This is a genomic window from Amycolatopsis sp. NPDC021455, assembly GCF_040640995.1.
In the GTDB taxonomy this organism is placed as follows: Bacteria; Actinomycetota; Actinomycetes; order Mycobacteriales; family Pseudonocardiaceae; genus Amycolatopsis.
The window spans coordinates 21,683-42,228 of record NZ_JBFACT010000032.1 but is presented as its reverse complement, the minus strand read 5'-3'; the positions used below and the strand labels follow the sequence as shown (position 1 = coordinate 42,228).

Genomic DNA, 20,546 nt, shown 5'->3' with positions numbered 1-20,546 from the left:
AGCTCACGGCTGAAGGCCCCTCGCTCCGCGCGCGAGGGGCCTTCACCGTTTCGGGGGGAAGTCGCCGAAGAGCAGGCCCTGCTCGCCGCAGGACGGTTTGCCGAGGCCCGCGGCCATCGCGACGGCGTGGTCCCATTCGGCGTCGACCACGTAGTCCTGGTGCTTGAGCACCCCCGGCGCCCAGCGGTGCCGCCCGGTCGGCCCGCGCAGCGGGTCCGGCAGCCAGTGGTCGCCGCCGAGGATCAGGACGCCGTTCTCGTCCGCGGTCGCCGACACCGGGCCGCAGCCGCCGTCCGGCAGGAACCCGACGCCGTGCAGCCGCCGGTCGGCGACCGAGTGCCGCCAGGTCGTCACCCCGCCGCCGAAGATGTCGGTCCCGCGGCACAGGGCGCGCCACCGGCCGTCGAGGTCGGCGAACAGCCGTTCCAGCGACTCCTGCGGCAGCAACGCCGGAAACGCCCGCTGGTAGCCCCACTGCAGCGGCGACCCCGCGGTCAGCACGCCGACGCGCTCGAGGTCCGCCTCCGGCAGCTCGGCCGCCAGCCGTGCGGCGGCCATGATCGTGAGCAGGCTGCCGAGGTTGTAGCCGGAGAGCACCACCCGCGTCCCCGGCTCGGCGAGGTGCTCGCGGGCCCGCGCGGCCAGTTCCGGGACGACTTTCAGCGCGTAGCACGGCGGAACCGTCGGGTGCGCGGCCCGCGGCCAGAAGCAGACCAGGTCGGCCAGCGCGCCGAGGTGACGGCTGCGCTGCGGGGTCCGCGCGGCCGTGTAGACCACGCGCAGCAGGCCGGCGGCCAGCGCGCCGAGCGCGACCACGCCGATCGCCGACAGCGGCCCGAACCAGCGGGGTACCAGCCCGAACCCGAACCGCAGCACCAGCAGTGCCGCGCCGCCCGCGGACATCGCCGACGCCACCGCCAGCGCGAGGTGGTGCAGGTGACGGCGTTCCCACGCCGACCGCGCCCACGCCGCGGCGGCTTTGGCCTCCTGCTGGTCGTCGTGCTCCATCAGCTCGACGATCTCGGGGATGCCGCGCCGGAGCCGCCGCAGCGGGACGGCGACCGCGAAACCCAGCACGCCGAGCACCGCGGCCAGCGCCAGCCCGGCCCCCCACAGGACCGTGACCAGCACATACGTGTCGGGTACGCGCAGGATCCCCGCGCCGGAAAGCCGCCGGACGGCTTCGGCGAGCCCGGCGCCGAAGCCGCCGCCGAGCAGACCGGCCAGCGCGAGCACCGGCGCGGCCGCCCAGCCGCCCATCCAAGGCCGCAGCCGTCGCGGCTTGTGCTTCCAGCCGGGCCGGGCCAACAGCGCGGCCGGGGCCAGGAACAGCGCGAACAGCACCGTGACGCCGACCAGCGCCGCGCCGAGGCCTTCGACGACGCCGTTCGTGCCGGGCAGCGGGCCGGCGCCCGGCCCGTTCGAAAGCACCAGCCGCACGGCGGCCACGACGACCAGCAGGCCGGCGAACGCGAGCACGCCGGGCCGGGCGAACCGGCCGGTGTCGACGCCGATCGCGGCCGCGACGACGGTGGCGAGCACCGCGGCCAGCGTGACGATCCACACGACCAGGTCGAAAGTGTTGCCCGGCACGCGGAACGGCCCGCCCAGCAGCAGCAACGCGACCGACGCCAGCGCCGCGACGGTGTGCAGGCAGCGCAGCGCCGGCGTTTCCGGGTCGGCCCGCATCCGCAGCGGCCCGCCGGTCAGGTCGCCGTCGGCGTGCACCGCCCAGGTCGCGCTCGAGATCCGGTGCAGCACGAAGATCACGAGCAGCAGCGGCAGCACGCCGACGACGATCCGCGCCGGGACCGACCGGACCGCGTCGGGGATCGCGGGCAGGCAACCCGATCCCGGCGCGAGGCACTGCGCGGCGAAGAGGTCGAGTGCGATCGCCGCCAGCTGGCCCATCAGGAGCATCGTCAGCAGGAGGGCGGCGACGCGCAGCAGGCCGCGGCAGACAGCGCCGAGGACGCGCGCGAGACGGCGGTCCGGCGGCACCGGCGGCAGCATCCAGAACGCGACGTTGGCCAGCGAGAACGGGAACAGCAGTGCCCAGGTGGCCTTCGCGGCGCCGCCGGAGGTCATGCCGTGCCACAGATAGCCTTCGAGGGTGCGCGGGATCGACCGGCCCAGTGCCGGCAGCACCGGCCCGGGCGCCGGTCTCCGCAGCCGGTCGGCCGGGCGGACCACGCGGCCCAGGCCGTCGCCGGCGACGTCGACGGTCGAAACGGCGTCGAGCAGCGTCTCCCCGCTGGTGCCCACGAGACCGGCGACGCGGATTTCCACGACGCGGGTGTCGGGGCCGGGCATGGGCACGGTAAGGGCCTCCTAACACTTTGAGTGACAGTCGAGCGGACAACGGTAGTGTTCGGGTGTCATCGAGTCTTGGAGGAATCGCCACTATGACCCCCGAAAGCGTTGCCAAGCGGCACGAGACCCGCAACGGCATCGAGTTCGCCGTCGCCGACCTCGAGGCCGCCGAGTTCGGCCGCAAGGAGATCCGCCTCGCCGAGCACGAGATGCCGGGACTGATGGCGCTGCGCCGTGAATACGCGGAGGTCTACCCGCTGCGCGGGGCGCGCGTCTCGGGCTCGCTGCACATGACCGTGCAGACCGCGGTGCTGATCGAGACGCTGGTCGCGCTGGGTGCCGAGGTGCGCTGGGCGTCCTGCAACATCTTCTCGACGCAGGACCACGCGGCCGCGGCGGTCGTCGTCGGCCCGCACGGCACCACCGAGGAGCCCAAGGGCGTCCCGGTGTTCGCGTGGAAGGGCGAGTCGCTCGAGGAGTACTGGTGGTGCACCGAGCGGATGCTCACCTGGGACGGCGAGGGCCCGAACATGATCCTCGACGACGGCGGTGACGCCACGATGCTGGTGCACAAGGGCACCGAGTTCGAGAAGGCCGGCGTGGTCCCGACCCCGGACGAGAACACCTCGGACGAGTTCCGCGTGTTCCTCGAGCTGCTGCGCGCTTCGGTGGCGTCGGACAAGGACAAGTGGACGAAGATCGGCGAAGGCGTCCGCGGCGTGACCGAGGAGACGACGACCGGCGTCCTCCGGCTCTACCAGCTGGCTGCGGCGGGCGAGCTGCTGTTCCCGGCGATCAACGTCAACGACGCGGTGACGAAGTCGAAGTTCGACAACCGCTACGGCATCCGCCACTCCCTGATCGACGGCATCAACCGCGGCACCGACGTCCTGATCGGCGGCAAGGTCGCGGTGGTCTGCGGCTACGGCGACGTCGGCAAGGGCGCGGCGGAGTCCCTGCGCGGCCAGGGCGCGCGGGTGATCGTGACGGAGATCGACCCGATCTGCGCGCTCCAGGCGGCGATGGACGGCTACCAGGTCCGCACGCTGGAGAACGCGCTGCCCGAGGCCGACATCGTGATCACGACGACGGGCAACAAGGACGTCGTGCTGGTGGAGCACATGGCGAAGATGAAGCACCAGGCGATCCTGGGCAACATCGGCCACTTCGACAACGAGCTCGACATGGCGGGCCTGGCGCGTTACCCGGGCATCCGCCGGATCAACATCAAGCCGCAGGTCGACGAGTGGGTCTTCCCGAACGGCAACACGATCATCGTGCTGTCCGAGGGGCGCCTGCTGAACCTGGGCAACGCGACCGGGCACCCGTCGTTCGTGATGTCGAACAGCTTCTCGAACCAGGTGATCGCGCAGATCGAGCTGTTCACCAAGTACGAGGAGTACGACAAGGAGGTGTTCCGCCTCCCGAAGAAGCTCGACGAGAAGGTGGCGAAGATTCACCTGGAGGCGCTCGGTGGTGAGCTGACGAAGCTGACCAAGGAGCAGGCGGAGTACATCGACGTCGACGTCGAAGGGCCGTTCAAGCCGGAGCACTACCGGTACTGAGTTCTTCGCGTTTTCGCAGGCCAGGGCCGTCCCGAAAGTGTTCGGGGCGGCCCTTTGTGCTGCGCTTGTGACAGTGATAGCACGAATGGGTGACGTGTTATCATGGAGTGGTGAAACAGTTGATCACGAGGATCGACGACGAGCTGCACGCCCGGCTGAAGGCGAGGGCCGAAGCCGAAGGGCGCAGCATGAACGACCTGGTCACGGAAGCGTTGAGGGGCGTTGTGGCGAAGACCGAGACACGTGCGGAATGGAAGCGGCGGCTGATCGCCGAAGGCAAGATCGTGCAGGTGGAGCCGCCGGCTCACGTGCCGACCCTGGACGAACTCGAGGACCTGTCCCGAGGCTGGGGCACGGCTGTGAGCGAAGCGCTCGACTGGACCCGAGGGGAGTGGTGACCGTGCTGTACGTCGACACCAGTGCACTGGTCACGGCCTACCTCGGGGACGAGCCGGAGCACACCAAGTTCCGCAAGTTGCTGCTCGAGGGCGATGCCCCGGTGTTGAGCAGCGACTTCACCCGCATCGAGTTCGCCGGCGCCATGACGGCCGCCAAGCGGACCGGCCGGATTCCCGATCCGGCGGCGATGCTGGCGCACTTCGATCACCTCGCCTCCCCGGACGGGAATCTGGTGCTCATCCCCTTCAACCCGGACCGGGTCATTCCCGCCGCTCGCCGGCTGGTCACCGACAACTACCCGGTACGCACCCTCGACGCGATCCACATCGCGGTGGCGATGCACGACACCGCCGAACTGACCGGCGGCGAACCGGTCACCTTCGTCACCCGCGACGAGCGTCAGGCCGATGCCGCCAAGGCCAACGGATTCGAGGTGCTGTGATGGTCGACCTCATGGCGGGCATCGCCGTGTTCGACTACGAGCGGGCGCTGGCCTGGTACGAGACCGCCCGCGGACCGCGAGACCTCCGACAACGGCGTGCGGAAGATGCTCTACCGCGACCCCGAGGGAAACGAGATCGGCATCGGCGGTCTTCCCGCGTAAACTCACTGCCGTTCTTGGCTTCACGAACCTCACGGCCCGGTGGGTAGTCCGGGCGGTCCGCGCAGGGCTCGTTGTCCCGTCAAGGGAAACCGGTGACGCCAGGCTGATCCGTCACGCCTGGAGGTTCCCGATGAGCGGGGTGTTCACGCTGTACCACGACGGCCGGTTCTGGGTCGGCGTCTACGAAATCCACGAAGACGGCCTGGTCCGCGCCGCGCGCCACGTCTTCGGCAACGAGCCCAACAACGCCGAGCTGGCCGCCTTCGCCGCCGGCCGCGACTTCGTGCGCCTGGCCGACGAAGCACGCAAAGCCCCGCCGGTCGCCGCGGAACAGCGCCCGACCGCCCGCCTCAACGCCAAACGCCTCGCGAAGCTGGCGAAGAAAGCCCAGAACGACGAAGGCATCGGCACGGCCGCCCAACGCGCCTTGCGCGACGCGGTCACCGAGCGAGCGGCCGAGAACAAGGCGGCCCGAAAACGCCGCGCCGCGGCCGAGGCCACCCGCCGCCGAACCCTGGCTCGCACCAAGGCCCGAGCCAAACACCGCGGCCACTGAGCAACCGTGTCGACCCTTCAATCACGCGTGTCGACTCCTGAATCACGCGTGTCGACCTTTCCGAAGCGGAAGTCGCCGGCCCCAGTAGTGATCAGTCGGCCGACACGCGTGATCGGAGGGTCGACACGCGTGACTGGAGGGTCGACACGGCGGTCAGTTCCACTCCACCGCGACCCCGGCCAGCCCGGGCCCGGCGTCGCTGAAGAACGCGCTGCTCACGCCGCCCATGTCGCACGCCAGTTCCTCCGCCACCACCGGCAACGCGTCGTCGCGGGCCCGGACCTGACGCGTGCAGCGCGCAGGCAGCGCGTTGCGGTCGAACCGCAGCTGAACCAGGTAACTCGCGCACCGGTCCCGCAGCATCCGGTAGTAGCCCGGCGACGCCGATCCCGAATCGTCGCGGACCTCGAAGCAGAACACGTGGATGTCGCCCTCGGCGAGCTTGCGGTCGAACAGCAGCTCCGTCGCCATCGTGTCCGCGTCCGGGTTGCGGCGCATCCGGCCCACCCGGCAGCCCTCGTCGGTGATCAGCTCGACGTCGTCGATGCGGCAGCCCGGGTCGCCGTTGTACACCGTCAGGTAGCGGTCCGGCCCGTGGCGCCGGGCACGCGTCACCAGCCGCGTGCGCAGGCTGACCTGGCGGTGTTCGGCGTCGAACGTGATCGTGTCGTGCACCGACAGCAGCTCGAGGTCCGCGTTGTAGTGGTTCGACGACGGGTACGCGCCGAGCTCGGCCAGCAGGTCCTCCACGATCGACCCCATGTCGCCGGAGCGCAGGTCGTGGAACGACGCCGCCGGCTGGTGGCCGCGCCGGACCAGGCGCGGCCCGATCAGCACGACCAGGGCGTCCGCGGGCAGCTGGAGGACCGATTCCAGGGCCCGGACCGCCGGCAGCGCCTTCGGCACCTCGGGCTGACGCAGCCCGCGCTGCCAGTAACTCAACGTCGACTGTCCGATTTGGACGCCACGCAGCGCGAGGTGGGCGCGCAGCCTGGCCAGCGAGAGGCCGCGGTAGGCGATCGCGAGTCTCAAGGCGTGGTGGAACTCGCCGGTGCGGAGCGCCTCGGTCAGCTCTTTCGGCAGCTCGGCGACCGATGCCCGGGTCGTGCGGGCGCCATCGATGATCAGTGGGAGGTTCCCGTCTTGTACCACCGCTCGTCCCTTCACCCGACCAGTGTGTGCGCTGGGCGTGAACACCGCGGAACGTTCACGTTAGCAGCGTAGAGTGGACGTGCCGACCCCCGTTCAGGGTGGTTGGCCACGTAAGGCCGAGTGTTCCGCGTTCCGGCAATGCCCCGGAACGGTCCGTTGGTCCGGATGGCGTTCTTGCTCCGGGTGACCGCGTTGTTCACCGTTGTGACCACCGCTGGTTCGCCCCACGTTCGAGCAGGAGGCCGTCCGTGCAGGTGACGTCGAGCCGGGTTCACGCCGTACTGGCCGTGAGCCTGATGTTGTGCCTGGTCGCGCCGGCCACCGCCGTAGCCGCGCCCGGAGTGCCGTCGACGTACCAGGACCGGATCGTGCTGCAGCTCCAGCAGAAGAACCAGTGGTGCTGGGCCGGTGCGGGCAACACCATCGCCGCCTTCCACGGCGCGGTCGTCAGCCAGACGCGGTTCTGCCAGCTCGCGCACGGCGAGACCGGCCAGGACTGCGCGAACCTGACCGGCACCCTCGCCGACGACCAACGTGCTTTCGCCCGGCTGGGCTTCACCTCGCCCGGCCGCTACCTCGACCGGCGCGTCTCCTTCACGGCGATCCGGACGGAGACCGCGGCGAACCGGCCGGTGGCGACCCGCGTCGGCTGGCGCTCGGGCGGCGGTCACGTGCAGGTCGTCCACGGCTACGACACCAGCGGCGACTGGGTCTTCTGGAGCGACCCGGGGCCGGCCAAGCGCTACAACTGGTCGACCTACGGGTACTACGCGCAGAACCCGGCCTTCACCTGGACGCACACGCTCACCGGGATCGCCCGATGAGCAGGCGGGTGCTGGTGCTCGCCGTGCTGACCGGCGCGGCGCTGCTGATGACGGCCCCGGTGTCAGGCGCGGCCCAGGCCGCCGGCATCAGCAGCGCCGACGCCGTGGCCGCGCACGACGCGGCCGCCGGCGTCCAGGACGTCCTGGCCCGGTTCTTCGCGCAGGCGCCGGGCGCCCAGAGCCCGGTTTCGGTGCGGATCGAGCCGGACGCCTTCCCCGTGTACGAGCTCTCGCCGGACTTCGTCGCGGGCAAGCCGGACGCGGCGCCCGGCGAGTTCGCCTACTTCGCGATCCCCGCACGGGCGTCCGACGGCCGGACCGCGACGCTCTGGTCGGTCCGCGGCGAGAACGACGCCTGGCAGGTCGGCAACATCGCCTCGGGTGACGTCGAGAGCGCGTACGCCCGGAAGCTGCCTTCCGGTGCCCAACTGCTGCACGAATCCCAGATCGACGCCTGGTACGCGGTCCGCGACGGCCGCGTGACGTCGCTGTCGGACGGCAAAGCGGCCACCGTCGCCGACTACCGGCGAACCGTCGAGGCGCGGTACGCGGACAAGCTCCCCGGCTCGCGTTACGACCGCGACGGCGACGCCGGCGGCTACGACGCCACGTCCCAGGTCATGCCCCGCGGTGACGGCGGCCCGGCGCCCGCCGGCCACGACACCGGCTGGGTGCCGCTGCTGATCCTCGTCGGCGTGCTGGCGGTCAGCGGCGCCGGTTACGTTTTCCACCTGCGGCGGCACGCCGCCTGAGACGAACCGGCGGGCCCGGTGCCGATCCCTTCCACCGGGCCCGCCGGTCCACCACCGATAATGACGTCCGTGGGTCGACTGGTGGTCATCGAAGGGCTCGACGGCGCGGGCAAGCGCACGCTGGCCGACGGGCTGACGGCGGAACTGCGCGCGAAGGGCGCGAGCGTGGCTTCGCTGGCGTTCCCGCGTTACGGCAAGAGCGTGCACGCCGACCTCGTCCGCGAGGCGCTGCACCGCGGGCACGGCGATCTCGCGGACTCCGTCTACGGCATGGCCATGCTCTACGCTCTCGACCGCAGCGGTGCCGCGGACGAGATCCGCGAGCTGCGGGAGGCGCACGACGTCGTCCTGCTCGACCGCTATGTCGCGTCGAACGCCGCGTACGCGGCCGCGCGTCTGCGTCAGGACGCGGCGGGCGAAGTCGTGAAGTGGGTGTGGGAGCTGGAGGTCGACCGCTTCGGCCTGCCGCGCCCGGACGCGCACCTGCTGTTGCGGGTCGCGCCCGCCGTGGCGGCCGAGCGCGCCGAACGCCGTGCGGAGTCCGAGACCGGCAGGGAGCGCGACGCCTTCGAAACCGACGACGGCCTCCAGCGGCGGTGCGCGGCGGTGTACGACGAGCTGGCCGCGTCGGGCTGGCTGGCACCGTGGCACGTCCTGGACGGCGTCGCGGGCGTGGACCTCGAAGCGCTGGCGACGGCACTGCTGAACTAGAGTCCACAGTGGACGCTAGTCCCGGAAGTACCCCAGCTGCGTTCCCAGGTCCCGCCCGCCGTCGGCGGAGAACTCCTGCTCCCACCGGGCGGAGGTGGCGGTGATGTGCGACCAGGTGAAGTGCGCCTTGATCGGCTTCCCGTCGCGGGTGTCGTCACCGTAGAAGTCGCCGCGCCACGGGAGCCCCGCTCGGGGAAGCGGATCTCCTCGGTGTTGCCGCCGCCGTCGAAGATCGGCACGCAGGTGGTGGTGCCGGAGAAGACGTCCCAATCGTCGCTGCCGGCGAAGAGTGTCTTGAGCCGCCGCTCGGCCTGGACGCCCGCGGAACTGGTGTCACACAGGAAAAGCACCATCCGCGCGATGGCGCGGCTGTATCCCTAGTCCCGGAAGTACCCCAGCTGCGCGGAAAGCTCGTCCGCCGCGTCGGTCATCGGCTTCACGATCTGCTTGACCCGCTGCTTCGAAAGCCGGTACGACGGCCCGGAAGCGCTCATCGCCGCGACGACGTCCCCGCCCGGGCCGTGGATCGGCACGGCCACCGCGTGCATGCCGAGTTCGAGTTCTTCGTAGCAGGCCGCGTAGCCGTCCTCGACCACCCGTTCCAGTTCGGTCAGCAGCTCTTCCGGCTCGACCGTCGTGCGCGGCGTGTACTGCTCCAGCTTCCGCTTGAGGACCCGCTTGCGCTCGGTTTCGGCCATGTACGCCAGGAGGATCTTGCCGCTGGACGTCGCGTGCAGCGGCGTCCGCTGGCCCGTCCAGTTCTGCGTGGTGATCGCCGCCGAGCCGCGGGCCTGGCTGATGTTGATGGCGACGCCGTCGTCGGCGATGGCGATGTTCACCGTCTCGCCCAGCTCCTCGGCGAGCGACTGGCAGGTGGCGCGGCCCAGTTTCGCCAGGTCCATGCGGCCGGTCGCGGCGCCGGCGAGCCGGACGACGCCGAACCCGATCGCGTACTTCCCGCGTTCGCCGAGCTGCTCGACCAGGCCTCTCGTCTCCAGGACGCTGAGCAGGCGCGACGCCGTCGACTTGTGGACGCCCAGTTCGCCCGCGATCTCGGTGATGCCGGTTTCGCCGTTGCGGGCGAGCAGTTCCAGCACGCTGATCGCCCGGTCGACCGATTGCACCTGGCTCTGAGTTGCGTTGCCCGAGTCCTGGTTCCGCATGGCGCAACAGTATCCGTTTCGGGGGGTTCCTATCGGCTGAGTGGGCGAATCTCTTGACGGAGACGCCACTGAAGCCGGATTGTTGCGCAGGAAGCGCAGAGTCGCGCAATGCGCAACTTTCACGAACCGTCCCGGCATCTCGACAGTCGTTCTCGGAGGCCCTGATGATCCGCGCCTGCGCCGTAGCCGACCTGCCCGAAGGCGAATCCCTCCGCCTCGGCGGCCCCGTCCCGATCACGGTGTTCCACACCGAGGACGGCTTCTACGCCGTCGACGACACCTGCACGCACCAGGACGCTTCACTCGCCGACGGCTGGCTCGAAGGCTGCTTCGTCGAATGCCCGCTGCACGCCGCGCAGTTCGACCTGCGCACCGGCGTCCCCACCTGCCTGCCGGCCAAGGAGCCGCTCCGCACCTACGCCGTGGTCGTCACCGACGGCGTCGTGTACGTCGAAGCGCCCGTCCCGGCCGTTCCCTGAGCCCTTCCTCGCAGGTCCATGAGGGGCACCTTCACGGCTTTCCCAGCTATGAGGGTGCCCCTCATGGACCGTCCAAAGCCGCCGGTACCGGCACCCGGATGGAGCAGGGGAGAGTCGCGATCTTGATCTTTCTGGTGGTCAAACACGCGGGTCGTGCGTGCGGGCGCCGGAACTAGTGCGAATATGTGGACATGAAGGCACGTGTTCTCGTGGTCGACGACGACCCCGCCCTCGCGGAGATGCTCACCATCGTGCTCCGTGGGGAGGGGTTCGACACGGCGGTGGTCGCCGACGGCTCACGCGCGCTGCCCGCGCTGCGTGAGCTGAAGCCCGACCTCGTCCTCCTCGACCTCATGCTGCCCGGGATGAACGGGATCGACGTCTGCAAGGCGATCCGCGCCGAGTCCGGGGTGCCGATCGTCATGCTCACCGCGAAGAGCGACACCGTCGACATCGTCCTCGGCCTGGAGTCCGGGGCGGACGACTACGTCGTCAAGCCGTTCAAGCCGAAGGAGCTGGTCGCGCGGGTCCGCGCCCGGATGCGCCGCACCGAGGCCGAGCCCGCGGAGTCGCTCACCATCGGCGACCTGGCGATCGACGTGCCGGGCCACGAGGTCACGCGCGAGGGCAAGGCCATCCCGCTGACCCCGCTGGAGTTCGACCTCCTGGTGGCGCTGGCCCGCAAGCCGCGCCAGGTGTTCACCCGCGAGGTGCTGCTCGAGCAGGTGTGGGGCTACCGGCACGCGGCCGACACCCGGCTGGTGAACGTGCACGTCCAGCGGCTGCGTTCCAAGGTGGAGAAGGACCCGGAGCACCCCGAGGTGGTGTTGACCGTTCGCGGTGTCGGGTACAAGGCCGGCCCGCCGTGATCACCCGATGACCGCGGAGACCGTCAGAAGGATCCCCGCGTCCGCGCGCTCGACGGCACGCCTGGTCAGGCGTGTCGTCGTTTTCGCGCGCCGTCGTGCGGTGGCGTTCAACGAGCTGTGGAAGCACTCGCTGCAGTTCCGCGTCACCGTTTCGACGCTCGCCCTGTCCTCGGCCGTGGTCTTCGTGCTGGGGATGGTGCTGCAGAACCAGATCACCGAACGGCTGCTGGACACCAAGCGCGACGCGGCGATCGCGCAGACCCGCGCGGCGGCGGACACGGCGGCCGGTGAGCTGGTCGGGCTCGGCGGCGAGACGACCGACGCGCTGGCCAACCGGCTCCAGAACGCGCTGAAGAAGATCGCGATCACGCCGACCAGCCAGGACGCGGCGGGTTCGGCGGCGGGCACGTTCGTCCCGGTGCTCGCCAGCGGTGGCCACGACCAGTCCGGCGAGGAGCCCACGTCCGCCGGGCCGTTCGAGAACGTGCCCCCGCGGCTGCGGCAGTTCGTCGAAGCCAACGAAATGAGCCGCGTCGAGCACACCGTCACCGACCCGGACGGCGGCCGCACGACGTACCTGATCGTCGGTACGCCGCTCAACACCGTCGCCACCCCGCTGCAGCTGTACCTGCTGTTCCCGCTGACGACCGAGCAGAACACGGTCTCGACCGTGCAGAACACGCTGCTCGTCGGCGGGCTCGTGCTGCTGCTCCTGCTGGCCGGCATCACGAACCTGGTGACGCGGCAGGTGGTGCGGCCGGTCCGGCAGGCGGCCGCGGCGGCCGAGCAGTTCGCCGGCGGCGACCTCGACCAGCGCCTCGCCGTGCTGGGCGAGGACGACCTGGCGAAGCTCGCCGTGTCCTACAACGAAATGGCCGCCAGCATCCAGCGCCAGATCCGCCAGCTCGAGGAGTTCGGCGGGCTGCAGCGCCGGTTCACCTCCGACGTCTCACACGAGCTGCGCACCCCGCTGACCACCGTCCGGATGGCCGCGGACGTGCTGCACGCGTCCCGCGAGCAGTTCCCGGCCGGGCTCGCGCGCTCGACCGAGCTGCTGGTCGACGAGCTGGACCGGTTCGAAGCGCTGCTCGGCGACCTGCTGGAGATCAGCAGGCTCGACGCCGGGGTCGAGGAGCTGGCCGCGGAGTTCATCGACGTCCGCCCGATCGCCACCCGCGCGGTCGAGCAGGTGCGGGTCATCGCCGGCAACGCGGGCAGCTCGGTCGAGCTCGTGCTGCCCGACGAAGAGGTGATCGCCGAGGTCGACGCCCGGCGCGTCGAGCGGATCCTGCGCAACCTGCTCGCCAACGCCGTCGACCACAGCGAGGGCAAACCGGTGGTGCTCACCGTCGGGGCGAACGAAACCGCCGTCGCCATCACGGTCCGCGACCACGGCGTCGGCCTGCGGCTCGGCGAAGCGGACCTGGTGTTCAACCGGTTCTGGCGCGCGGACCCGTCCCGCAACCGGCGCACCGGCGGCACCGGCCTCGGCCTGGCCATCAGCCAGGAGGACGCGCGCCTGCACGGCGGTGAGCTCGACGCGTGGGGCGAGCCCGGTCACGGCGCCTGCTTCCGGCTGGTGCTGCCGCGCCGCCAGGACGTGCCCGCTGGCGACTCGCCGCTGGCGTTGCCGCCGCCCGACCGGACGGCGCCCGAGCTGCCGCTCGGGGTCATCGAAGTCACGCCGGCGCCCGAGGCGATCTTCGCCGAACGTGAAGGAATCGGTCAGTGAACCCACACCGTCGGCGGGTGGCACGGCTTGTGCTCTCGGTGTTGAGCGTGCTGCTCCTCGCCGGCTGCGCGAACGTGCCGCTGGAGTCACAGCCCCAGGTGGTCCCCGGCGAGCGCCAGGGGCCGGGCTCGGGTGACGTGGTGCCGGAGCCGCCGCCCAACCTCGACCCGCTGAGCCTGGTCCGCGCGTTCGTCGGCGCGACGCTCAAGCCGGGGCAGAACTACGCGGCCGCCCGCGCCTACATGGACGAGCAGAGCCGGGTGAACTGGCGGCCGAGCCGCAGCCTGACGATCATCCAGAACACCTTCGGCACGGTCTACGAGGCCAACCCGAAGCCGGACCCGAACACCCAGATCGTCAACGTGCGCGGAACCGAGCTCGGCACGCTGGACCAGAACAGCGCGTTCGTGCCGGGCGCCGACCAGGCGCTGCTCCAGCTGAAGGTGCGCAAGCAGGCGACCGGCCAGTGGCGGATCGTCGACCCGCCCCCCGACCTGTACACGACCGAGTCCGACTTCAGCGAGAACTACACGCCGGTGCCGGTGAACTTCTACTCGGAGTCGTCGGGCACCTTCGTCCCCGATCGGCGCTACGTCGTCGCGAAACCGCAGTCCGGGCTGCCGGGCAAGGTGATGGACCTGCTGGTCAGCGGGCCTTCGCCGAGCCTGGCCGGTGCGGTGAAGAACCTGCTCGGCGAGCCGGTCGAGATCGACACGAACGTCAAGAACCTGGACGACGGGACGCTCGTGGTCCCGCTGACCGGGGTGACGGGCGTGACCGACGACGTCCGGAAGCTGATGGCCGCGCAGATCGTCCTGTCGCTGCAGTACGTCACGAACGCGCGGATCCGGATCCTCGCCGACGGTGCCCCGCTCGTGCCGAACCACCCCGACTGGCGGGCGAACGAGCTGCCCTCCTACAGCGTGCCGGTGTCGCCGGCCATCCAGCAGCTGGGGCTGATGACGGTCGGCGGCCGGATCCGTTCGCTCGGCGACGGCAACCCCGTCCCCGGCCCGGCGGGCAACGGCGGGTACGACGTCGTGAGCGCCGCCCAGTCACTCGACGGCAAGCGGCTCGCGGTGGTGGAGCGCAGCGGCGGCAGGGTGCGGCTGCGGATCGGGGACCTCGGGCACGAGCTGCCGCCGGTCGACATCGGCGGGAGCACGCTGAGCCGTCCGACGTGGCGCTCCGGCACCGGCGAGGTGTGGACGGTGGTCGACCAGTTCTCGGTGGGCCGGATGGTGGTGAACCCGAACGGCCAGTGGACCCCGCTGGGGGTCAACGCGACGGACCTGGTCCAGCAGGGCGGGATCACGGAGCTGCGCTTTGCCCGCGACGGCGCCCGCGTCGCCGCGGTGATCAAGGGACAGCTGTGGGTGGCGTCGGTGGTCGGCAGTGGCGACTCGGTGTCGCTGCGCGAGCCGCGTCACCTCCAGCCGCGTGACCTCGACGACGTCCTCGACGTCGACTGGGACGCCCAGGACAACCTGGTGGTGGTCACGAAGTCGCCGTCGCAGCCGGTGGTCCGGGTGACGATGGACGGCCAGCGGATGGACGCGTTCAACAGCTCCAACCTGACGCCCACGGTCCACGGTGTCACGGTGGCCCCGGGCGCCCCGATCGTGGTGGCGGACGCGAACGGGCTGTGGATCGCCTCGGTGCTGGGCGAGGTCTGGCGGCCCCACAGCCACACGATGAAGGACGCGGATCCGTTCTATCCGGGCTGAGGCCTGGGTTTCACCTGGTCGGGTGACGTCGGGACGTTCGAAACTGTCGGTGCCGGTCGTGACACTGTCCGTGTGCTGAAGAAACTGCTCGACCTCCTGATCCCCAGCCGCTGCGCCGCCTGCGGAGCCCGCGGCGAGCCGTGCTGCGCCCGATGTGCGGGCGTGTGGGGCTCGGCCACCGAGGTGGTCCGCGCGCCGACGACGGGCCTGGTGCGGGTCTTCGCGCTGGCCCGCTACCGCGGCGTGGCCCGGCGGTTGCTGATCGCGTACAAGGAACGCGGCCGTCGTGACCTGGCGGAGCCGCTGGGCCGGGCCTTGGCGGAGGCGCTGGTCGCGCTGCCGGCCGGCTTCGATGCTGCGCGTCCATCGCCGCTGCGGCGGGCTTTCACGGTTCCGGAGGAAGCGGGTGGTCGTGATCCTGCGCGTTCGGTGCCGTTGCAGTGGGCTTTCGCGGTTCCGGAGGAAGCGGGTGGTCGTGATCCTGCGTGTTCGGTGCCGATGCGGGGGGCTTTCGCGGTTCCGGAGAGAGCGGGCGGCAGTGCTTCCGCGCATTCGGTGCAGCCGCCGAGGGCATCCGCCGTCCCGGCCGGGATCCGCCCGGCCCGGGCGATCTGCCTCGTGCCGGCCCCGAGCCGCCCCTCGGCGGCGAGGGTCCGCGGCGGCCCGCACGTCGAGCGCCTGGCGAACGAGGCGGCGAAGGTCCTGGCCGCTCGTGGCATCGAAGTCGTGGTCGCTCCGGCACTGGAACTGGCCGGCGACGCCCGCGACGCGGTCGGCCTGGGCCGCGAGCAACGCGTGGCCAACCTCGCCGGGCGGCTGCGGTTCCGAGAGGCAGGCCGTCCCCCGCCGGGGTGCCCGATCGTGGTGCTGGACGACGTGGTCACCACCGGCGCCACGGCCGCGGCGTGCGCGCGGGCGCTCGCGGCGGAGGGGTTTACGGTCTCCGCCGTCCTGACCCTGCTCGCGGCGGGGTGAACCGGGCGTGTGTTCGCGGCCGGCCGCTGCCGGGCAAGCCGCTCACCTCCGGCTGGTCCATGGTCACCACCGTGGCACCTTCGCGGCGGGCGTGCACGCTGAGTGGCAGGTGCGCGCGGCGATGAGCCGCGGCCGGGGTGGCTCCCGCCGGCATCGGCTCGGGCGCCGGTCCGGGCGCGAGCCGACCGAACCGAGGCGCCGCCGGGGCGCGTCCCGATCACGTGGTACCGGTTCCGCCGACCCCGTCCACCACCCCGCCCCGATCCCGCGCGAAAGCCATGGAAAACGAGAACTCCCGCAGGTCGAGCACAGGAAGGAGGCACACCCCGGACACTTCCTCGCGCCCGGGTGACCCCGTTGTCACCTACACGAGTGACGTCAGCCGGGAACGCGAACGGGCCGACGCCCGTTGTCGGGGCATGAGGGTGTCGATCACGATCACTCGCCCGCCGCGCCACTCCACCGGAGTGGCGGCTGCGGCGGACCGGGCCGTCACCCTCGGCGTCCACCAGTCGGCGGCGATGCGCCGTCCGTGTGAAAGCACGGCAACCGCGGCGCGTCCGACCAGCGGGTGTTTTGCGGTGCCCACTTCGCGATCACTGCGCGGCGTGACGGAGTCTCATCCCCTGACATCCCCCGGCTCGGGGGCTGTTGTAACGGGCGTGAGGAAGCTAACGTGCTCCGCAATCAGCAATCCCCGCAGGCAGGGAGGTGACGAGCCCATGTCCCTGGCGCCGGAGGTGCGCTGAGTCCGCGCTCGGTCATCGGAACGAGACGTCGTCCACCGTTTCCGAGTTCCTTCTCAGCCCGCGATCCGGGCTTACGTCCCCGCAATACCGGCGCCGTGTGAAAACACAACAGCTCGCAGTCATCTCAGCGAGGGAGGTCGTGTATGGACATCGTCGTTAAGGGCCGCAACGTGGAGGTGCCCGACCACTATCGGGCGCTTGTCAGCGAAAAGCTGGCCCGGCTCGAGCGCTACGACAGGAAAGTCATCCGGTACGACGTGGAACTGTTCCACGAACCCAACCGGCGCCAGGCCAAGAGCTGCCAGCGCGTCGAAATCACCGGAAAGGGGAGGGGCCCGGCCGTACGCGCCGAAGCGTGTGCCGCCGACTTCTACGCAGCGCTCGATTCCGCAGTCACCAAGCTGGAAAACCGGCTGCGGAGGACACACGACCGGAGGCGCGTGCACTACGGCCGCAGCCGCCCGGAATCGGTCGCCGAAGCGACCTCGGCACTGCCGGGTGGTGGATCCCCGGCCGCAGCCAGTCCCGCCGCGCGTACCGCGGTGTTGGACGCACCCGAAGCCGAACCGCAGACGAACGGCTTCGCGAGTGCCGACGAGATCCACCTGCCCCAGCAGCAGAGCTGGGCCGACGACGACCTGGGTCACCAGCCCGGCCGCGTCGTTCGCGAGAAGCAGCACACCGCGGAGCCCATGACGGTGGACCAGGCTCTCTACGAGATGGAGCTGGTCGGCCACGATTTCTACCTCTTCAACGACTCGGAAGCGGGCCGGCCCAGCGTGGTCTACCGGCGGAAAGGCTTCGACTACGGCGTGATCCGGCTCGGCTGAGCCGGTCCTAAGGAGGCCTCGCCGGGTGGCCCGCACGCGCTCGCGTGCGGGCCACCCGCATGTCAGGACGTACGGCGTGTGCACACGACGGCCACCGTTCCCTACGATGGGGGTGGGAAGGTGGCGCCGAACACGGCCGCCACCGCGGGAGAACCTGCCCGGGACCGGCCTGGGCGCGCTCAAGATCAGCTAGTGAGGTCGACCGGATGGTGCTGAACCGCCTGCTCCGCGCGGGTGAGGGCAAGATGGTGAAGCGGCTGCGCAACATCGCCGATCACATCAACACCCTCGAAGACGACGTCAAGGACCTGACCGACGCCGAGCTGCGGGCCAAGACCGAGGAGTTCCGCAAGCGGAACGGCGACGGCGAATCCCTCGACGAGCTGCTGCCGGAGGCCTTCGCGGTCGTCCGGGAAGCGGCCAAGCGGGTGCTCGGCCAGCGCCACTTCGACGTCCAGCTGATGGGCGGCGCGGCGCTGCACCTCGGCCAGGTCGCCGAGATGAAGACCGGTGAGGGCAAGACGCTGACGTGCGTCCTCCCGGCCTACCTGAACGCGATCCCCGGCAAGGGCGTCCACGTCGTCACGACGAACGACTACCTGGCCAAGCGCGACTCGGAGTGGATGGGCCGCATCCACCGCTTCCTCGGCCTCGAGGTCGGCGTCATCCTCTCGGAGCAGCAGCCGGACGTCCGGCGCGCCCAGTACAACGCCGACATCACCTACGGCACGAACAACGAGTTCGGCTTCGACTACCTGCGCGACAACATGGCGTGGAGCCTCGACGACTGCGTGCAGCGCGGGCACAACTTCGCCATCGTCGACGAGGTGGACTCGATCCTCATCGACGAGGCCCGCACGCCGCTGATCATCTCCGGCCCGGCCGACCAGTCGTCGCGCTGGTACGTCGAGTTCGCCCGGCTCGCCCCGCTGATGCAGGGCATCGACACCACCACGATGGGCTCGCGCGAGCGTGTCGAGAAGACGAACCTGATCAACTCGAAGTACCACTACGAGGTCGACGTCCGGAAGCGCACGGTGGCCGTCACCGAGAAGGGCGTCCGGTTCGTCGAGGACCAGCTCGGCATCGACAACCTGTACGAGGCCGCCAACACCCCGCTGGTCGGGTACCTGAACAACGCGCTCAAGGTGAAGGAACTCTTCCACCGCGACAAGGACTACATCGTCCGCAACGGCGAAGTCATGATCGTCGACGAGTTCACCGGCCGCATCCTGGTCGGGCGCCGCTACAACGAGGGCATGCACCAGGCGATCGAGGCCAAGGAAAAGGTCGAGATCAAGGCCGAGAACCAGACGCTGGCCACGATCACGCTGCAGAACTACTTCCGGCTCTACGACAAGCTGTCGGGCATGACCGGTACGGCCGAGACCGAGGCCGCCGAGTTCCACCAGACCTACAAGCTGGGTGTGGTGCCGATCCCGACGAACCGGCCGATGATCCGGCAGGACCAGCCGGACCTGATCTACAAGACCGAGCAGGCCAAGTTCGAGGCCGTCGCCGAGGACATCGCCGAGCGGCACGAGAAGGGCCAGCCGGTGCTGGTCGGCACGACGAGCGTCGAGAAGTCCGAGCACCTGTCGAAGCTGCTGGTGAAGCTGAGCGTCCCGCACGAGGTGCTGAACGCGAAGCACCACGACCGCGAGGCGCTGATCGTCGCGCGCGCCGGCCAGAAGGGCGCCGTCACGGTCGCCACGAACATGGCCGGCCGTGGTACCGACATCGTGCTGGGCGGCAACCCCGACCTGATCGCCGACCAGGTGCTGCGCGAGCGCGGCCTGGACCCGGTCGAGCACTCCGAGGAGTACGAGGCCGCGTGGCCCGAGGTCCTCGAGCAGGTCAAGGCGGAGTCGAAGGCCGAGGCCGAGGAGGTCCGCGAGGCGGGCGGGCTCTACGTGCTGGGCACCGAGCGGCACGAGTCGCGCCGCATCGACAACCAGCTCCGCGGCCGGTCCGGCCGCCAGGGCGACCCGGGCGAGTCCCGCTTCTACCTCTCGCTCGGTGACGAGCTCATGCGCCGCTTCAACGCGACCATGGTCGAGCGCGTCATGACGACCATGCGGCTGCCCGACGACGTGCCGATCGAGCACAAGATGGTCTCCAAGGCCATCAAGAGCGCGCAGACCCAGGTCGAGCAGATCAACATGGAGCAGCGCAAGGACGTCCTCAAGTACGACGAGGTCATGAACGAGCAGCGCAAGGTGATCTACGCCGAGCGCCACCGCGTCCTGGCCGGCGAGAACCTGCGCGACCAGATCGAGGGCATGCTCGAGGACGTCGTCAACGCCTATGTGGACGGTGCGACCGCCAGCGGCTACGCCGAGGACTGGGACCACGAGAAGCTGTGGTCGGCGCTGAAGCAGCTCTACCCGGTGAGCATCGAGTGGGACGACCTGGTGGAGGACGGCGACCTCGACGCGAGCAGCCTGCGCGAGGCGCTGCTGGAGGACGCCCGCCGTGCCTACGACAAGCGCGAAGAGGAGATCAACGCGCTCGTCGGCCCGGAGGGGATGCGGACCCTGGAGCACCAGGTGATGCTGACGGTCCTCGACCGCAAGTGGCGTGAGCACCTCTACGAGATGGACTACCTCAAGCAGGGCATCGGCATGCGGGCGCTCGCGCAGCGCGACCCGCTGATCGAGTACCAGCGCGAGGGCTTCGACATGTTCCGCGCGATGCTCGACTCGCTGAAGGAGGAGGCCGTCGGCTTCCTGTTCAACCTGCAGGTCGAGCGCGCCGAGGCGCCGCCCGCCGAGGACGCCGCCGCGCTGCCGACGGGTGTCTCCTCCGGCAACGGCCAGGCGTCCGAAGGCCGCCACGCGCGGCCGGCGCCGCCGCAGCCGCCGACGACCGACACCGAGTCCGTCCCGGCCGCGCTGCGCGGCAAGGGCCTCGGCGGCGGTGCTCCGCAGTCGGGCATGATGCTGTCCGGCCCGGGCGAGGACGGCGAGGTCGAGTCCCACGCCGAAGGCGGGGCGCAGGCCTCGGGCGGCGGCGGTGCGGCTTCGCGCCGGGAGCGTCGCGCCGCGCAGCGTGACGCCGCCAAGAAGGGCAAGAAGGGCCCGCGTCGCTGACGTTGGACGTGACTCCGGGGCGTGCGGCTGGTCCGCGCGCCCCGGAGTCGTGAA

At 70.6% G+C, this 20,546-nt stretch carries 18 protein-coding genes; 14 read left to right on the top strand and 4 right to left on the bottom strand.

What is annotated here, in order from left to right; all coding sequences use genetic code 11:
• Nucleotides 1-42 precede the first annotated feature (42 nt).
• Nucleotides 43-2,313 (bottom strand): hypothetical protein, encoded by a 2,271-nt coding sequence (locus tag AB0G28_RS29380; protein WP_361096084.1) that lies wholly within the window; start codon nt 2,311-2,313, stop codon nt 43-45.
• A gap of 92 nt (nt 2,314-2,405) precedes the next feature.
• On the opposite strand from AB0G28_RS29380, the gene ahcY reads away from it, so the two are divergent.
• The 4 genes from ahcY to AB0G28_RS29360 all read left to right on the top strand — a co-directional run bounded on the left by ahcY (nt 2,406) and on the right by AB0G28_RS29360 (nt 5,437).
• On the top strand, nt 2,406-3,878 hold the full coding sequence (gene ahcY / locus AB0G28_RS29375) for an adenosylhomocysteinase (RefSeq protein ID WP_361095965.1): 1,473 nt from the start codon (nt 2,406-2,408) through the stop codon (nt 3,876-3,878).
• A 110-nt stretch (nt 3,879-3,988) separates the two neighbouring features.
• Nucleotides 3,989-4,276, top strand: coding sequence for a toxin-antitoxin system HicB family antitoxin (locus AB0G28_RS29370; RefSeq protein WP_361095962.1), 288 nt, complete (start codon nt 3,989-3,991; stop codon nt 4,274-4,276).
• Nucleotides 4,270-4,719: a type II toxin-antitoxin system VapC family toxin gene (locus tag AB0G28_RS29365; protein ID WP_361095960.1), complete on the top strand. Its 450-nt coding sequence runs from the start codon at nt 4,270-4,272 to the stop codon at nt 4,717-4,719. The genes AB0G28_RS29370 and AB0G28_RS29365 overlap by 7 nt, the downstream gene beginning before the upstream one ends.
• A 292-nt stretch (nt 4,720-5,011) precedes the next feature.
• Nucleotides 5,012-5,437 (top strand): YjdF family protein, encoded by a 426-nt coding sequence (locus AB0G28_RS29360; RefSeq protein WP_361095957.1) that lies wholly within the window; start codon nt 5,012-5,014, stop codon nt 5,435-5,437.
• Between the two features lie 153 nt (nt 5,438-5,590).
• Here AB0G28_RS29360 and AB0G28_RS29355 read toward each other — a convergent pair whose 3' ends face one another.
• The gene (locus tag AB0G28_RS29355) at nt 5,591-6,589 is read right to left on the bottom strand and encodes a hypothetical protein (RefSeq protein ID WP_091317693.1); all 999 of its coding nucleotides are present in this window, start codon (nt 6,587-6,589) and stop codon (nt 5,591-5,593) included.
• Between the two features lie 248 nt (nt 6,590-6,837).
• On the opposite strand from AB0G28_RS29355, the gene AB0G28_RS29350 reads away from it, so the two are divergent.
• Genes AB0G28_RS29350 through AB0G28_RS29340 form a run of 3 tightly spaced genes read left to right on the top strand, consistent with a single transcriptional unit; the run spans nt 6,838 to nt 8,876 of the window.
• A complete protein-coding gene (locus tag AB0G28_RS29350) occupies nt 6,838-7,413 on the top strand; it encodes a papain-like cysteine protease family protein (RefSeq protein WP_361095954.1) in 576 nt (191 codons plus the stop codon).
• Nucleotides 7,410-8,165 carry a hypothetical protein gene (locus AB0G28_RS29345; RefSeq protein WP_361095951.1) on the top strand — a complete coding sequence of 252 codons (756 nt, stop codon included), beginning with the start codon at nt 7,410-7,412 and terminating at the stop codon, nt 8,163-8,165. The genes AB0G28_RS29350 and AB0G28_RS29345 overlap by 4 nt, the downstream gene beginning before the upstream one ends.
• Nucleotides 8,166-8,225: 60 nt before the next feature.
• Nucleotides 8,226-8,876 (top strand): dTMP kinase, encoded by a 651-nt coding sequence (locus AB0G28_RS29340; RefSeq protein WP_361095948.1) that lies wholly within the window; start codon nt 8,226-8,228, stop codon nt 8,874-8,876.
• Between the two features lie 15 nt (nt 8,877-8,891).
• Here AB0G28_RS29340 and AB0G28_RS29335 read toward each other — a convergent pair whose 3' ends face one another.
• Nucleotides 8,892-9,146: a hypothetical protein gene (locus tag AB0G28_RS29335; RefSeq protein ID WP_361095945.1), complete on the bottom strand. Its 255-nt coding sequence runs from the start codon at nt 9,144-9,146 to the stop codon at nt 8,892-8,894.
• Nucleotides 9,147-9,253: 107 nt separating this feature from the next.
• Nucleotides 9,254-10,039 (bottom strand): IclR family transcriptional regulator, encoded by a 786-nt coding sequence (locus AB0G28_RS29330; protein WP_361095942.1) that lies wholly within the window; start codon nt 10,037-10,039, stop codon nt 9,254-9,256.
• A 164-nt stretch (nt 10,040-10,203) separates the two neighbouring features.
• Here AB0G28_RS29330 and AB0G28_RS29325 point away from each other — a divergent pair, with 164 nt between their 5' ends.
• The 7 genes from AB0G28_RS29325 (at nt 10,204) to secA (ending at nt 20,492) form a co-directional block, all read left to right on the top strand.
• A complete protein-coding gene (locus tag AB0G28_RS29325) occupies nt 10,204-10,518 on the top strand; it encodes a bifunctional 3-phenylpropionate/cinnamic acid dioxygenase ferredoxin subunit (protein WP_361095939.1) in 315 nt (104 codons plus the stop codon).
• 191 nt (nt 10,519-10,709) lie between these two features.
• Nucleotides 10,710-11,387, top strand: a complete 678-nt coding sequence (gene mtrA, locus AB0G28_RS29320) for an MtrAB system response regulator MtrA (protein ID WP_005150760.1) — start codon at nt 10,710-10,712, stop codon at nt 11,385-11,387.
• A 7-nt stretch (nt 11,388-11,394) separates the two neighbouring features.
• The gene (gene mtrB / locus AB0G28_RS29315; protein WP_361095935.1) at nt 11,395-13,119 is read left to right on the top strand and encodes an MtrAB system histidine kinase MtrB; all 1,725 of its coding nucleotides are present in this window, start codon (nt 11,395-11,397) and stop codon (nt 13,117-13,119) included.
• Between the two features lie 17 nt (nt 13,120-13,136).
• Complete coding sequence (locus AB0G28_RS29310) at nt 13,137-14,846, top strand: LpqB family beta-propeller domain-containing protein (RefSeq protein WP_361095932.1); 1,710 nt, start codon at nt 13,137-13,139, stop codon at nt 14,844-14,846.
• A gap of 72 nt (nt 14,847-14,918) precedes the next feature.
• Nucleotides 14,919-15,821, top strand: coding sequence for a hypothetical protein (locus tag AB0G28_RS29305; RefSeq protein WP_361095929.1), 903 nt, complete (start codon nt 14,919-14,921; stop codon nt 15,819-15,821).
• A gap of 892 nt (nt 15,822-16,713) precedes the next feature.
• Nucleotides 16,714-17,400: a ribosome-associated translation inhibitor RaiA gene (gene raiA / locus AB0G28_RS29300; RefSeq protein ID WP_361095926.1), complete on the top strand. Its 687-nt coding sequence runs from the start codon at nt 16,714-16,716 to the stop codon at nt 17,398-17,400.
• A 206-nt stretch (nt 17,401-17,606) separates the two neighbouring features.
• Entirely contained in the window at nt 17,607-20,492 is a 2,886-nt protein-coding gene (gene secA, locus AB0G28_RS29295; RefSeq protein ID WP_361095923.1) for a preprotein translocase subunit SecA, read from the top strand.
• Nucleotides 20,493-20,546 lie beyond the last annotated feature (54 nt).

What these genes read in the sequence shown, in the direction of transcription:
- AB0G28_RS29380 (WP_361096084.1), bottom strand. Translation starts at nt 2,313, where the DNA reads ATGCCCGGCCCCGACACCCGCGTCGTGGAAATCCGCGTCGCCGGTCTC.
- ahcY (WP_361095965.1), top strand. Translation starts at nt 2,406, where the DNA reads ATGACCCCCGAAAGCGTTGCCAAGCGGCACGAGACCCGCAACGGCATC.
- AB0G28_RS29360 (WP_361095957.1), top strand. Translation starts at nt 5,012, where the DNA reads ATGAGCGGGGTGTTCACGCTGTACCACGACGGCCGGTTCTGGGTCGGC.
- AB0G28_RS29345 (WP_361095951.1), top strand. Translation starts at nt 7,410, where the DNA reads ATGAGCAGGCGGGTGCTGGTGCTCGCCGTGCTGACCGGCGCGGCGCTG.
- AB0G28_RS29340 (WP_361095948.1), top strand. Translation starts at nt 8,226, where the DNA reads ATGACGTCCGTGGGTCGACTGGTGGTCATCGAAGGGCTCGACGGCGCG.
- AB0G28_RS29330 (WP_361095942.1), bottom strand. Translation starts at nt 10,039, where the DNA reads ATGCGGAACCAGGACTCGGGCAACGCAACTCAGAGCCAGGTGCAATCG.
- AB0G28_RS29325 (WP_361095939.1), top strand. Translation starts at nt 10,204, where the DNA reads ATGATCCGCGCCTGCGCCGTAGCCGACCTGCCCGAAGGCGAATCCCTC.
- mtrA (WP_005150760.1), top strand. Translation starts at nt 10,710, where the DNA reads ATGAAGGCACGTGTTCTCGTGGTCGACGACGACCCCGCCCTCGCGGAG.
- mtrB (WP_361095935.1), top strand. Translation starts at nt 11,395, where the DNA reads ATGACCGCGGAGACCGTCAGAAGGATCCCCGCGTCCGCGCGCTCGACG.
- raiA (WP_361095926.1), top strand. Translation starts at nt 16,714, where the DNA reads ATGGACATCGTCGTTAAGGGCCGCAACGTGGAGGTGCCCGACCACTAT.
- secA (WP_361095923.1), top strand. Translation starts at nt 17,607, where the DNA reads ATGGTGCTGAACCGCCTGCTCCGCGCGGGTGAGGGCAAGATGGTGAAG.